A 13,581-nucleotide genomic window follows, 5' to 3' on the forward strand; every position below is an offset into this window, starting at 1 on the left:
GCCGCTCGGCACCCTGGCGGCTTGCCCTGCCCTCCCTCGCCGACCCGGCCGACCTGGCCACGCTCACCCCTGCCGGCGCCGCCGACCGTGCCCGCGCGCTGCGCCCCTCCCTGTCGGATGCCGATGCCCGCCGGCTCGGTGACGACGCCGGCCTGCTCCTCGGTGACCTGCTGCCCCGCGGGCTGCCGCTACGCGCATCCTGGGAGGACGTGCTCCTGGCGGTCATGGCTCCCCGGGCCGGGAAAACCACGGCGCTGGCGATCCCGATGGTGCTCGCCGCGCCGGGCCCGGTGCTGGCCACCGGGAACAAGGCCGACCTGTGGGCCGCCACCGCCGGACCGCGGGCCGGCGACGGCCGCCGGGTGTGGACGTTCGACCCGCAGGCCATCGCCCACGCCCCCCAGACCTGGTGGTGGGACCCGCTGGCCGCCGTGCGCGCCGTGGAGGACGCCGACCGGCTCGCCGGGCATTTCCTCCAGGAGATCCGCGGCGAGCGCACCGGCGGGGACTTCTGGCAGGCCGCCGCCGGGGATCTGCTCGCCGCCCTGTTCCTCGCCGCCGCCAGCAGCGGCGGCACCCTGCTCGACGTCTACGAGTGGCTCAACGACTCCGCCAGCCCCGTGCCCGGCGAGCTGCTCGCCGCCGGCGGCTACCCGGCGGTGGCCGCCGGGCTGCGCGGCCGCCAGGCCGGGGCACCGGAAACCCGTGAAGGTGTCTACGAAACCGCCCGCGCCGCCGCCCGCTGCCTGCGTAACGACCGCATCCTCGCCTGGGTCACCCCCGGCCACACCGACCGCCGCCTCGACGTGGCCGCGATCCCGGCCGGCCGCGACGTGCTGCACCTGCTGTCCAAGACCGACGAAGGTGCCRCCTCCCCGCTGGTCGCTGCGCTGACCGRCCAGATCGTCCGCGCGGCCGTCGTCGCCGCCGAACGTTCCGGTGGACGGCTCGACCCGCCACTGAGTCTCGTCCTCGACGAAGCCGCGAACATCTGCAAGATCGCCGATCTGCCCGACCTGTACTCCCACCTCGGCAGCCGCGGCATCGTCCCCCTGACGATCCTGCAGTCCTACCGCCAGGGCGTGCGCGTGTGGGGCGAGGCCGGCATGGACGCCCTGTGGTCGGCGGCCACCATCAAAATCATCGGCGCGGGCATCGACGACCCGCGCCTCGCCGAGGACCTCTCCCGCCTCGTCGGCGACCACGACGTCGACACCACCTCGATCAGCTACTCCGCGCAGGGTGCCTCCAGCACGGTCAGCAGCCGCCGCCAGCGCATCCTGGAGGCCGCCGACATCCGCGCCATCCCCAAAGGCCGCGCGCTGCTGCTCGCCACCGGCTCCCGCATCGCCGCGATCGCCCTGCGCCCCTGGTACACCGGCCCCCGCGCCACCGAGATCACCGCCGCCATCCGTACCGCCGAAGCCACCCTGACCGCCCGCGCCACCGGCGCCCACCCCGCCGGCGAGGAGGAGACCGATGACAGCCCCCTCACCCACCTCTGACCTGCAGGTGACACTCGACGCGCTCACCGCCCGCCTGGCCCGCCTGGAAACCGCCATCGACGACCACGACGCCGCTTTCAGCGACCTCACCAGCACCCCGACCGCCCCGGCGGGCAGCGCCGACAGCCGCGGACAGGAACAGCAGGAACAGGCCGACCCGCTCTACCCGGACGTGGTCGCGTTCGTCGAACAGTTCTTCGCCCCCGCCTTCGCCCGGCCACTCGGCGGGGAGTTCCGCTGGTGCCCCCACTGGTGGGACCACACCGAAGCCGGCCTCATCCTCGAGGCCTGCTGGCGCACCTTCGAACACTTCCGACTCAACCCGCAGACCGGCATCTCCGACTGGCTGACCCACCACCTCTACCCCCACCTGCACCGGCTGATGAGCCCCACCGGCCCGTTCGCCCGCTGCAACCCCGACCGCGCCACCCACCCCCATGAACCCGACCAGTCCCTGCGTACCGTCCCCCCATCCGCCGGCTGGCCCGCCGGCGCCCCGGAGGTCAACGACCCCTACGGCCACGACGGCGATGCCGGCGCCTATCTGAAATAAGGGCGTGGAGAATCCTGTCTCACTGACCGGCGGGAGAGGAGAAAGACAGCATGGAGAACACCGAAGAGTCCGTCGTGGGTGGCCTTACAGCCTTCGAATGGCATGACGCCACTGCGGCGTCCTGTGAGACTGCGGTCGAGGAGATCAACCAGGTTGTGGGGGGCTACGCCTCGCTGGTGTCGGCTGCGGCCGACGACCCGGGAGGTTCCAGCCCCACAGACGTCGCGGGGTGGCGGCAGCAGATGAAGGCATTTGCCGACCTCCGGCGGGAGCTGCGCCCCGACGACCCGCAGGCCGTCACCGAGGCGCGGCGTGCCTCCGCCGCGGCACTGCGCTACCTGGAGTCGATGCGTGGCCAGTGATGTTGACCGGGAGCGCTACCGGCTGTCCGAGGCCCGCAACGACCAGATCTTCCATGATCTGATCGTTCCAACGGAGTATGCCGGACGGCCGAGGCAGGCCGCGCCGGTCGTGGTGTTCCTCGCAGCACAGACGGGTGCCGGTAAGACCGCCACGGCGCTCATGGTGGCTCAGGCGCTCGACCGGCGCGGCGGAGCCATCCACATCGACCTGGATGTTCTCAAGCCGTATCACCCGATGTACCCGTCGCTCATGGCAGCGGACGACACCACAGCCGGCGCCTACACCAGCATCGACGGACGCCGGTGGATGCAGAAGGCCCAGGAATGGRCTATCGACCACCGCATCGACGTGCTCATGGAGTCGGCGATGCGACTTCCGGACGAGTTCGAACATCCGGCGCGGCGTTTCGCCGCGGCCGGCTACCGCGTCGAGGTGGCCTTTCTCGCCGTCCCCGCGGCGCTGAGCCGGCTGGGGGTGTTAGACCGGTACTGGACGCAGGTCGCCGCACACGGTTACGGCCGGCCGATCGATCMAACCATTCACGACGCCTGCTTCGAGGCGATTCTTCGTGAAGCAGACGCCATCGATCTCCGAACAGTTCCCGTGCACACCACCAGCGTGTTCCGTCGCGGAAACACGTCTCTGTACCTGAACAGTCGCGAGCCCGACGGGTTGTGGCGGCACCCTCCGCGGACGGCTGCAGCGATCCACACCGAACGAACCCGGACATGGACCCCCACCGAAACACGCCGCTTTGCGCAGGCCGCGCGCAGAGTACATGCGCTGGCACGGGCCACGGTCGAGAAAGAGATGGTGGAGGACGTGATCGACCTGGCCCGTCCGCTGCTGGCCGCCCCCTGGACGAACTCCCCTCTCCCAGCGACGGACCTCCTGCCCTGCCTGGCCGGTGRCACCCTGGCCGCCGGCTTCCCTCGACCCCTCCAATCGATAGCAACCGCGAGAGTGCGGCAGGAGAGCAACCAGCGGATGCAGCCCCCGTCTCCACCATCGCCCCACCAAGAGGGCCACCCCCGCCGGTAATGACAATGCCGTAATGATCAGCATTCTTGCCTGCCTCCTCGAGGACTCGCCGCAGCAGGAGACCCGTCACAGCCGTAGCCGCCTCGCGCGGTCCGGCTGGGGGTCAGCGGCGTGGACCGGCCGTGCGGGGTGGCGTGGGGCCGGCCTCTGGGGTGCGGGGTGGGCTGGCGGGGCCGGTGGGTGGGGTGGGGCGAAGCGGGCTGGCGGGGTAGGCGGCGCGGCGGGTCTGCCCGGCGGAGCCGCCGCGGCTCTGCCGGGTCTGGGAGGAGGTGGTGGGGCGGCGGGGCTGCGGGCTGCGCGAGGTCACACGATCCTGTCGGTGGGCGGCGTTGTGCGCTTTTTGCGCCCGCTGCTGGGCCCAGCGGGGGGCGGTGGTGGGGTCGGCCAGCCAGCCGAGGCGGGCGTGCAACGTCGCCGCGGCTGTCGCTGCGTCCCGCCGTTCCAGTCCGCCGGCCATGCCGCGGGCATGGCGGAGCACGTCGGCGGGATGCAGGGACAGGTCGCGGGCAAGTGTGGTGAGCCGGCGGGCGAACGCGTCGAACGCGTCCGCCTCGCGGATCRCGTCCCGTAGCGCGGGCCTGTCCGCGAACACCGCGCTGACGGCCTGTTTGGCGGCGGCCCGGTCCTCGGCAGGCAGGTCGGTGGTGCGGTGCTGCCGGGCGGCAGAGTCCCGCCGATCGGCGCCGCGGTCCCGCGCGGACCCGTCTCGGTCGGCGCTGTTGCCCGGACCGTCGCCGTGAGGGAAGCGGCGGGCATGGTGGTGGGAGGCCCAGGCGTCCTGCTGGTCGCGGAGCCGGGCGGTTTCCTGCTCGGTCTTTCCGGATTTGCGTTCGACGAGGATCTGCGCGGCGAACGTGACGGCGGTCAGCGCTCCGATCGATTTCTCGGCGGCGGCGCTGACGGCGTCGGTCAGTGGATCCGGGTAGCTGGGGGGTGCCTGGGTGGGCTGCGGGTCGGTCACGAAAGGGACTCCAGGTCAGCGGGCACGGGACTGGTCGGCGGCGGTGTCCACCGAGGCGGGCCGGGGCGGCAGGGACAGGGCGGCAAGGACAGGGCGGGTGGAGGACGGGTAGGCGGCGGCGAGCGCCGCCGCGGCCCGCGGCCCCCCGGCACCCGGCRGGGCAGCGGCGGCGCTGATCTCGGCGGCGGACCGGTTGCCGGTGCCGCTGTGCAGACGGGCCAGCGCCGCGCCGGACAGGTCCCCGACGGCGTCGAAGACCGCGCCGATGACATCACTGGCGTCCAGGCCGATACGCCCGGCGGTATAGGAGACGAGTCCGCCGACGAGCGCGGGATCCTCGGTGGCGATGATCGGTGCCACCGCCCGCAGGGCGGTGAACTGATGTTCGAGGAAGCGGCGGTGGTCGTCGTCGAGCCAGGCAAGGCGCTGGTCAATGACGGCGGCGGCCAGGGGCCGTAGCCGCGCCGGGTCGCTCAGCGCGGCGCGCAGCGCGTCCGGGCCGGCGGTAGCCAGCAGCCCGGCGGGGTCGGCCCCGGCGGGCAGGTCGGCGTGGTGCAGGCGGGTGTCGAGGTCGCGTAGCACCTGGTAGGCGCGGGCGGCGGCACGCAGCCCGGCGGGGTCGGGGTCGTGGGCGACGGTGATCCCGTCCCGGCCGGGGGTGGCGGAGCCCAGCACACGGGCGTGGTCGGCGGTGAACGCGGTGCCGCAGGCCGCCACCGCGGCCAGGGCCCGGCCGGTCTGGCGGGCGGCGACGGCCGCGAGCAGGTCGCGCTGCTCGGCCAGGCCGAACAGCAGCCGACTTTTGTCGAAGAGAACCGTAGTGGGGCTGTTGAGGTATTTCGGGGTCTGCCCGTCAAGCGCCCGGCCGATGAACCCGACGATCCGCCCGTCGGGGTCACGCAGGCCGAACAGCAGCCGGTGACGGAACCGGTCCACCAGGGTGCCGCGGCGGGTACGAGCGGCCAGGCCGGCGTCGAGCAGCTCCTGCTCGGTGAACCCGAGGGCGTGCAGTTGGTCGACGAGCCCGGTCCAGCCGGGCGGGGCGTAGCCGACCATCCACCGCGGATCAGACGCGACGTCGGCCAGGCCCCGCTCGGCGAGCATCCGTCCGGCCGGGCCGTCGGCGGCGCCGGTGAGGTGCAGGGTGTACCAGCGGGCGGCTGCGCGGATCGCGTCGTAGAGCCGGGCATGCTCGGCGCTGGCCTGTCGGGGTGGGGGCGGTAGCGACGAGTCCGCGTGGACGCGCAGCGTCCGCGCCCGGGTGGCAAGGCCCTCGGTCCGGGGAGTGTTAGCGCGCCGGCGTGCTTCGCGGAGTTGCTGGGCACCCGGGCGCGGGCCGGGAGCCAGAGCATGGCCCAGCCGGTCGGCGGCGCTCCACACCCGACGGGTGGCCTCACGGACGACGCCGGCCGGATCCGCTCCGGCGGCCCACTGCCGCGGATCGGGCAGGGCATCAGGGACGGGCAGGGGGACACCGGCGTGGGCGGCGACGAGGTAGGCGACGCTAAGCGCCTCGGCGCGGTCCCGCCCGACGCAGTCGACCTGCGGGCCAAGATCCGGGTGCAGCATCAGGTGGGCGGCGGCATGCGCGAGATCCTGCATGATCCCCAGATCCGCGAGGAACGTCGGGGGGTGGGTGACCGTGCGGTGGACGCGGTCCATCCGCACCTGGCCACGCTCGCCGGCGGCGAGGCTGTAGCCGCGGGCRTGGAACAGGCGGGTCAGCGGGTCGACGAGCAGGGCAGCGTCCCGCACCGGGTTTGCTCGCGTGCGGGCCTGCCCGGCCAGCGCCAGCCACCGGGCCCAGCCGTCGCGGCTGCCCGCCTGCGCGGCCGCGGCCGACAGGTGGGCAGCGACCTGCGGCTCGACCGGTCCCGGTCCGCTCACCACGGCCGGGAGCCAGCCGACGACTCCACCGCCGCTAGGCGGCGGTGCAGTGCCGCGACAGTGTCGGTCAGCGCCTCGTAGGCGGCGGTCAGATCCTCGATCTGCTGCTGCTGGGCGTCGAGCAGGGTCTGCTGGTCATCGAGACGCTGACGCAGAGCGGCATCGGTGTCAGGCATGGCGGGCGGCTCCTACCGGTGAGGGCGGGTGGGCGGCGTCGGATCAGCCAGGGTCGACCGGGCGTCCTGCGACGGTGCGGCCACCGTAGAAGCCCGCACCGCGGCGGTGCGGGGGCGCGGCGGGCTCAGGGCGGCGGTATGCTGGCGCAGCGCATCGCCGGCGGCCTGGGCGTCGCGGGCGGCGTCGAGGGCCTGCTGGGCGCGGCGCAGCCGGGCGATGGMCTCGGCAAGCTCGGCCAGGGCGAGCAGCAACTCGGCGGCATCGTTGCGTTGCCCGCCGATCCGCCCGAGCGCACGCAGCAGCCGCGCCTGCCCACGCAGCAGATCGGCAGTCCCATCGGCGTGGGGGGTACGGCCGTAGGGGGCAGCGCCGGCCTGCACCAGACGGCGGGCGGCGCCGTCGAGCACACCCGGCCCGCCTCCGCCGAACAGGTGGGCGGCGGCGCCGGCGAGGTCGCCGGCGGCATGCGCGGCCGGTTCCCCCGTCCCCGCGGCGGCCGGATCGGTGGCGGCGGTGTGGATATGGCCGGCAGCGACGCGGGCGGCGCGGGCCGCGTCGGCGACCGTCTGCCGGCGGGCGGCCGGATCGACGATCCGCCGCCCCTCCGCGACGTCGCCATCCGCGGGTGGGGTCCAGCGGCGGGCGAGTTTCGGCAGGGACAAGTCGGCGCCCAGCCTCGACCCGCCGTACCAGACTGGCTGCCCGTCGCCGGTCAGATCATCGGGCCACGCCACCGCGTAGCCGGTGATCTCACCAGGGTCCCGGTCACTGTGCCGCCAGCGGACCAGCAACCCGTCCCGCTCGAGCGCGGCGGCGAAACTGTCCCGGTCATGCGCGCTCACCGCGGCCGCGCGCACCGTGCGGGCCAGCCGGACCCGCACCGGCTCCTTCTGCCCACGCCGGGCAGCTTTCTCGCGTTCGGCGCGGGTCGTCTGGGGGCCGACGGTGCGGTTGGGTGGGCGGGTGCGGCGGAGGCCGTGGCGGATCTCTGCGTCCCGGCACACCTCCCCTACCCGGTGGTAGTCGGAGTCCGGATGAGCCCGTCGCCCGTCGCCACGGGCCAGTACGACGACGAGGTGGACGTGGTTGTCAGCGTGGCGCACCGCAGCCCACCGGCAGCCGTGTGGATCGTCGGCCGGGGCCAGACCCGTGCGCACGACCATGTCCGCGCACACCTGCCGCCACTCGGCGTCGGTKAGCGTCCGGTCCTCGGGTGCGGCGGAGATCGACAGATGCCACACGATCGCCTTCGGACGGATCTGCGGTGGGGTGAGTTTGATGAACTGGTTCATCCACCGGCCCAACGGGCCTATGTCGCGGCTTCCGTCAGGCAGGCGTGGTGGTTCGAGGAGTTCGTGGTCGTCGAAGGCGCCGACCAGATGTGGGTCCACGTGCTCCTCCGACTCGCGGAACAGGTAGTAGAGCAGGCCGTGGACCTCCTTCCCCCGCACCACCTTCCCGATCATGGAAGTTTCGCGGCGGTCCGGTCTGCGGCCCGCTCCACCCGTTCCGCGTGGGCGAGCACGATCCGCAGCACTTCCTCCAACCGGGCGGGAGGCTCACCGACGGTGTGGAAGCGGGCGACGAGCTGGTTGAGGTTTCCTCCCACGCGGCGTAGCTGAGCGGATGCCTCGGCCAGATGGACCAGGGCGTCCCRCCACGGCGTCTGGGTCGGCGGTCGCGTGTTGCGTGCCACGGTGAGGGCTGCCTCGGCGATGTAGCCGCTGAGGCTCATCTGGACGCGTCYGGCTGCCTCGCGCAACTCGGCGAGTTCGTCGTCCGCGAGCCGTATCCGGTACACCGCCCGGCCCTGTCCCGGGGGCCGGTAGCGGCGCGGCCGCGCAGACAGGCCGCTGCCGTCCCCACTCGTGCCGGTCACGGCCGCCCTGTCCGCGCCCGCCGGCGCGGACCCTCCATCCGTGGGACGGATGGATATCTTGCTGCCGCGATCTGAGGTGACAGGGCCCGGCGGCGGCTGCCAGCGTGGCCCGGTCCAAAGCGGCGGCTGGACGGGGCGGTCGCCGCGTTTTCACGGCAGGAGACGGTGAGGCGATGGCAACCCAGGCAACCCGAAAGGCCGCGGAACAGGCGGCGCTTGAGGCACTGGGCGGGCGGGTGGCCGCGATCGGCGACCTCGGTCTCGCGGCGGCCCGGCGCGCCGACGCCGCCGACGGGCCCGCGCGGGCAAAGGCCCGCACGGCCGAGCTGCTCGCCGCCGCCCGCGCCGAAGGACGCGCTCTGACCGACGCCGCCGTCGAGGAAATCGCGGCCGCGGACGACGACTACGCGGCCAGACGCGCCGCCGCGGTGGACGCCGGATGGACCGAGCAGGAGCTCGCCGCGCTGAACTACCCGCCGCTGTCCCGGCGCCGACGTACCTCGCCGTCCACCCCTACGGCGGCGCCGACAGGCCGCCCCACCAGCGCGGACAGCCGCCTGCCCACGCAGGACATCCCTGCGACGGACAGTGCGGAAACCTCGGCCTGATCGTGACGTCACGCAGCCAGAGAAGTGCATGATCTCCCCTCGGACCTGCTGTTTCCCCCATAATGCTCCGCCATGTGAGCATGTCACCCGTTAGCGTCACGGACAACGCAAAACGTGCACGGCAGACGACGGGTTCGGAAGCGGTCCAGGGAGGCGGCTATCGTGGCACGACGGCGACGGACGGTGCCGATCTCGGCCCTGCTGGGGCAGATGTCGTTCGACGACATGTATCCGCCCTCGCCGCCGCCCTGACCGAACAACGTGTGCTGACCGCCTCCCTGGCGACCGCCGGCGTCGGCCAACGAATCACCGTCGATGTCGCTACCACCCGAGTCGGCAATATTCTCGACGCCACTCTGGCCATCGACGGCAAGCAGGCTGCCGCAGTCCGACTGGATGTGGCCGCATCAGCCGAGGAAGGCCTCCTCGACAAGTGGATCACTCTGCACACCGACGTCAGGACACCACTATCCGACTGGGCACCTGTCCACGCTGGTCTGCGCCGCATTCAAACCGCTCCCCCGTTTCCCGCGGCGGCCTGGACGGTGCTGGTGTCCACCTCGCCCGACAGGCAGATCTGGACACTGCGTGGCCTACGCATCGTCTTGCGCGAGGGCGATGCGGYCGACTTCGCCATGCATGAGGCTGAGAAGGCCGTCGAGGCGGACCGCCGCGATGGCACGGATCTGCATGATCGGGCGCACTACCGCGTCGAAATCTTTGACCGCGACGCCAGCGGTCTTCTCGTCGTCGCGGTCCACGACCACGCACCGCTGGCGGTGGCCGGCGTACCGGCCGCAGCAGCAGGGCTCGACGTCGAAGACCTGCCCTACCTGCCCGACGATCCCGAGCATGCCGCTACCGGTACGCAGGGGGCCGCGCCGGCGCTGGCCGGGCCGGCGGAACCCGTGCGCTACGCCCTGAGCCGCAGCGCGACGACCGCTCCCCTGGTCCTGACCGAGAACGACGTGGAGATAGCCCGGGTGCGCATCGACCCCGGCAGGGCGTCGACGGAGAACCGGCAGATGCTGCGCGACTGGGTCAGTCTGCACACCGGGCAACCGGCGCCGCCGGTCGACTGGCTGCAGTTGCGGCGCGGACGGTGGGAGTTCGACGCCCCAGCGCCGGCGGCAGGTCCGACCGCCGGGCCACGTGGGCAGCTGCTCGTCTCCGCCGACGGTGGACAGAGCTGGGTGCTGTACGGCGTCGGAACGCCCCGGGCTGACGCCGACCCGCACCGTGTGGCCGAAAGCGTCGTGGCACACGAGATCGCCCGCCTGCGCGGGCAGGTCGGGGACGATGCGGCACTTCTGGTCCGCTGCGAGATGTACAGCCCGGACCGCCAGATCGTCGCCGTCGACAGCCGGGATCTGCGCGGCGACGTCAACGCGACCGCGGCGGGGACAGTGCCGGCCGAGGGACAGGATCCACCACGCTACCGCGGCGAGCTGTACGGGCCGGACCGCGCCCTACGGCGTACCTACGAGCATCCCGCAGAGCCCCGCCCGGCCCCCGCCCGTCCGCCCGCCGTGGCCGGCCTGCTCGGCGCTGCTTTCCCTCCCACCCGGGCGGGCGTCACGCCGGCGTCGCCCCCGTCACCGTCCGACTCGGCTGCATCGACGATCCCGGCGTCGCCGACGATCCCGGGCAGGCCGCCCCATACCGGCAGGTGACAGCGCCGTCGGCGCGGTCACGTGAGTCAGATGGTGGAGATCCGCTGCCACATCCGGCTGGGCGTGCGGCCCGCAGGTAGGTGTACACGGTCTCGCGGCTGATGCCGAACGCCTTGGCCAGGTCGGACTTCCGCGCGCCGCCGGCGGCGCGCTCGCGCAGATCACGCGCCTGGTCGGGGGTGAGGGCGGGTTTGCGGCCGGTGTAGACGCCGCGCTGYTTGGCGGCGGCGATGCCCTCGCGCTGGCGTTCGAGGATGAGGGCGCGTTCGAACTCGGCGAACGCGCCCATGACCGACAGCAGCAGGGTCGCCATCGGCGAGTCCTCACCGGTGAAGGTCAGGCCCTCCTTGACGAACTCGACCCGCACGCCCTTGYCCGTCAGCATCCGCACGGTGCTGCGCAGATCGTCGAGGTTGCGCGCGAGGCGGTCCATCGAGTGCACGAGCACGGTGTCGCCGTCGCGGACGAACGCGATCATCTCGCCGAGCTTCGGCCGGTCGCTGTCCTTCCCGGACGCCTTGTCGACGAACACCCGCTCGACGTCCACCCCGTCAAGTTGCCTCACCGTGTTCTGGTCGGCACTGCTGACTCTGACGTAGCCGACCCGCATCCGCCCTGACCCCTTCCGCACCCTGAAATGTCAGGATGGACTCTAAGAACCAAGTAGACATACGTCAAGAAACGCTGCGACGGACTCTAACCTGACACTTCTCGCGCTAGTTGATCGTGTGGTGTTGGGGTGTACCCCAACCGGACGCGAAACCGCCGACGCCAATCCGCCCTCTGTCCGGGGGCTGGCTGCGGCGTGGCGAGYCTCGACGAACGCGATGACATCACGGTGGTGGTAGCGCACAGTGCGYCGTCCATCGGGTTGTCTCGCCAGCGGTCGGTCTGTGGGATGGGTGATGGTCTCGCGGCCGCGCGGGCCTCCGAACCCCTGACTCGCATTCACCGGCCCGTTCAGTCAGCAGGTGCGCACAGGCCGTAATAGGGTTGTGTGCTGGAAACGMGGATTGTGCCGGTTTGATCATGTATGGYAGTGGAACGGGGGTGCGGGTGGACACGGATGTTGTGCTGGTTCGGCACGGAGAGGCGCACTGCAATCTCGCGGGCATCGCTGGCGGCGACCGGGGCTGCACCGGGTTGACGCTGCGGGGGCGTGGCCAAGTAGACCAGGCGGGCCGGCGGCTGGAATGGATGCACCACGACCGCCAGTTCGATGTGGTGTATGCCGGGCCGCGGCGACGGGTCCGTGAGACCGCCGCCGTGATCTCCCCACGCCTTGGCTTGACGCCGCACATTGAGCCACGTCTGTCCGGCCCGGCGCATGGTGACGCCGACGGCAAGCCGTGGACGGATATCTGGGAGGCGTTCGGCTCGAGTCCTGCTGACCAGCCGGACCGCCCGTTCGCTGCCGGTGCCGAGAGCTGGAACGCGTTTCTCGCCCGGGCGACCGATTGTTTGCAGAACATCGTCACGCGTCACGCTGGCGAGCGGATTCTCATCCTCGCGCATGCGGAAACCGTCGAGGCGATGCATACCCTGCTGCTGGGTCTACCCGCCGGGTCCTCGGCGCGGGTGGCCTTCACTGTGGCGCATGCTTCTTTGACCCGCTGGGTGCACCRTACTCCCGAGATCGGCTCGGCTCGGTGGACGTTGGTTTCCCACAACGACACCGCCCATCTCATCGCCTTACCGACGACGGGTTTCGACGACGTTCAGGACGGCGACTCGTGACTCCTTCTGCTTCATCGTCATCGGCTGAGCGCGTTCGTCATGCCTGGCAGGAACGGACGGCAAGCCAGGCACGACTGCGTATCGCCGACCGTTCGCTTGGCCGTGTAGCACTGGCCGCGGCTCGCGAGGATGCCGCGATGGGCCTGCCCCTGGTCATCCTGAGCGATCCGACAGTGCGTGGTGCACTGGACGCGGCGCGGCTGCATGCCCCCGGCCCGTATCTTCACGAGGGACGGTGGGAACTCGCCGATGTCATCGATCTGTATGTGTGCGGCGACCTTCCCAGTGAACGGCTGGTAGAGATCCTCGCTATCTGGCCATACCAAGCCCATGACCCTCACCGGGATGAGGCTCAGCCATGGTCGGACAGCTTCGCTGTCGTGGAGGCGGCTGGTGATGCCGGCCTGCTGCCGCGGCCGCTCGTCGCCCAAGTACGCCGCCACCGTAGCGACCTGACCTGATAGACAGATGGCCTCCTCGGACGAGTACCGGAGCTACGCCCACACGCTGGAAACTCTGCTTGCGCCCGGCGGGATCCTGTCGACCAGATCTCCCTACGCCACCGCAGACCAGGCCCTGCCCGGTGGTGTTCCCAGCGAGYAACGTGCCGCGATCTATGACCGGGTCGTCGACCGCTACCTGACAGCTCACGTCGCCCAGCACGGCCAACTGCCCCATCCTGGCCGACAGCTTAGCCTGATCGTCGGGCCGCCTGGTGCCGGCAAATCCTCAGCCCTGACCGCTGCCGGGGCCCAGGGGATGGAGCTGTCCGGGACACTGATKCTCGAACGCGACGAGCTGATGCGCATACTTCTACACGAGCTGGCTACGCAGGGGACTCTGYCTGTCCCTCACGAGCTACGTGACGGCCTCGACGGAATACCTGTCGTACCCGCCGAACTCCATGATCTGATCAACGCCGAAGGAACCTATCTCGCGCACAGAGTCGCCGCCGTCGCACGGATGCAGGACTGGAATGTCGGATGGCAGAACACCCTCGGAGATCTAAGCGGAATGCAGGCCGGTATCGCGGAGTTCCGTCGGGCCGGATACGGACCACCACAGGCCATCTGCCTGGAGGCATCCGGTACGTATTCGGAAGTCCCGTTGTTGATCTTTTGGGGTGACGGCCTTCGGGGCTGGGTGTGGCCTGATGGTCGTGGTGGGTGATGTTCTGCCGGTCGGGGTGGTTTGCTG

14 protein-coding genes and 1 pseudogene are annotated in these 13,581 nt (G+C 71.6%); 9 read left to right on the forward strand and 6 right to left on the reverse strand.

Annotation, left to right across the window (positions count from 1 at the left end):
- The 4 genes from KBI5_RS21525 to KBI5_RS21540 all read left to right on the forward strand — a co-directional run.
- Window positions 1-1,505 (forward strand): TraM recognition domain-containing protein (locus KBI5_RS21525; RefSeq protein ID WP_085016269.1); only part of this gene is annotated, 1,505 nt, incomplete at its 5' end.
- Window positions 1,480-2,058, forward strand: a complete 579-nt coding sequence (locus KBI5_RS21530; RefSeq protein ID WP_011436772.1) for a DUF4913 domain-containing protein — start codon at window positions 1,480-1,482, stop codon at window positions 2,056-2,058. The genes KBI5_RS21525 and KBI5_RS21530, both read left to right, overlap by 26 nt.
- Window positions 2,059-2,108: 50 nt before the next feature.
- Complete coding sequence (locus KBI5_RS21535) at window positions 2,109-2,420, forward strand: hypothetical protein (protein WP_011436771.1); 312 nt, start codon at window positions 2,109-2,111, stop codon at window positions 2,418-2,420.
- On the forward strand, window positions 2,410-3,462 hold the full coding sequence (locus KBI5_RS21540) for a zeta toxin family protein (RefSeq protein WP_157902565.1): 1,053 nt from the start codon (window positions 2,410-2,412) through the stop codon (window positions 3,460-3,462). Before KBI5_RS21535 ends, KBI5_RS21540 begins: the two co-directional genes overlap by 11 nt.
- Window positions 3,463-3,565: 103 nt before the next feature.
- Here KBI5_RS21540 and KBI5_RS26580 read toward each other — a convergent pair whose 3' ends face one another.
- From KBI5_RS26580 to KBI5_RS21570, 5 genes are read right to left on the reverse strand one after another with little or no spacing between them, the layout of a single operon-like run.
- Window positions 3,566-4,423: a hypothetical protein gene (locus KBI5_RS26580; RefSeq protein WP_085016271.1), complete on the reverse strand. Its 858-nt coding sequence runs from the start codon at window positions 4,421-4,423 to the stop codon at window positions 3,566-3,568.
- A 15-nt stretch (window positions 4,424-4,438) separates the two neighbouring features.
- Complete coding sequence (locus tag KBI5_RS21550; RefSeq protein ID WP_085016272.1) at window positions 4,439-6,313, reverse strand: toprim domain-containing protein; 1,875 nt, start codon at window positions 6,311-6,313, stop codon at window positions 4,439-4,441.
- On the reverse strand, window positions 6,307-6,486 hold the full coding sequence (locus KBI5_RS21555; protein WP_023840308.1) for a hypothetical protein: 180 nt from the start codon (window positions 6,484-6,486) through the stop codon (window positions 6,307-6,309). The genes KBI5_RS21550 and KBI5_RS21555 overlap by 7 nt, the downstream gene beginning before the upstream one ends.
- A 12-nt stretch (window positions 6,487-6,498) precedes the next feature.
- On the reverse strand, window positions 6,499-7,953 hold the full coding sequence (locus KBI5_RS25655) for a relaxase/mobilization nuclease domain-containing protein (RefSeq protein WP_116289990.1): 1,455 nt from the start codon (window positions 7,951-7,953) through the stop codon (window positions 6,499-6,501).
- Window positions 7,950-8,366 (reverse strand): hypothetical protein, encoded by a 417-nt coding sequence (locus tag KBI5_RS21570; RefSeq protein ID WP_085016274.1) that lies wholly within the window; start codon window positions 8,364-8,366, stop codon window positions 7,950-7,952. The genes KBI5_RS25655 and KBI5_RS21570 overlap by 4 nt, the downstream gene beginning before the upstream one ends.
- Before the next feature lie 173 nt (window positions 8,367-8,539).
- Here KBI5_RS21570 and KBI5_RS21575 point away from each other — a divergent pair, with 173 nt between their 5' ends.
- Together KBI5_RS21575 and KBI5_RS21580 are read left to right on the forward strand one after the other, a co-directional pair.
- Window positions 8,540-8,974, forward strand: coding sequence for a hypothetical protein (locus tag KBI5_RS21575; RefSeq protein WP_011436765.1), 435 nt, complete (start codon window positions 8,540-8,542; stop codon window positions 8,972-8,974).
- A gap of 263 nt (window positions 8,975-9,237) precedes the next feature.
- Window positions 9,238-10,647: a hypothetical protein gene (locus KBI5_RS21580; RefSeq protein ID WP_133057104.1), complete on the forward strand. Its 1,410-nt coding sequence runs from the start codon at window positions 9,238-9,240 to the stop codon at window positions 10,645-10,647.
- 52 nt (window positions 10,648-10,699) lie between these two features.
- Here the strand turns inward: KBI5_RS21580 and KBI5_RS21585 are convergent.
- Window positions 10,700-11,257, reverse strand: a pseudogene (locus tag KBI5_RS21585) (recombinase family protein); the annotation flags it as partial.
- Between the two features lie 446 nt (window positions 11,258-11,703).
- Here KBI5_RS21585 and KBI5_RS21590 point away from each other — a divergent pair.
- From KBI5_RS21590 to KBI5_RS21600, 3 genes are all read left to right on the forward strand, one after another.
- On the forward strand, window positions 11,704-12,384 hold the full coding sequence (locus KBI5_RS21590) for a histidine phosphatase family protein (protein ID WP_241883085.1): 681 nt from the start codon (window positions 11,704-11,706) through the stop codon (window positions 12,382-12,384).
- 137 nt (window positions 12,385-12,521) lie between these two features.
- Entirely contained in the window at window positions 12,522-12,845 is a 324-nt protein-coding gene (locus KBI5_RS25965) for a hypothetical protein (RefSeq protein WP_023840311.1), read from the forward strand.
- Window positions 12,846-12,852: 7 nt separating this feature from the next.
- On the forward strand, window positions 12,853-13,554 hold the full coding sequence (locus KBI5_RS21600; protein WP_085016278.1) for a hypothetical protein: 702 nt from the start codon (window positions 12,853-12,855) through the stop codon (window positions 13,552-13,554).
- Window positions 13,555-13,581: the final 27 nt, after the last annotated feature.

Source organism: Frankia sp. KB5, assembly GCF_002099325.1.
Lineage (GTDB): Bacteria > Actinomycetota > Actinomycetes > Frankiales > Frankiaceae > Frankia > Frankia casuarinae.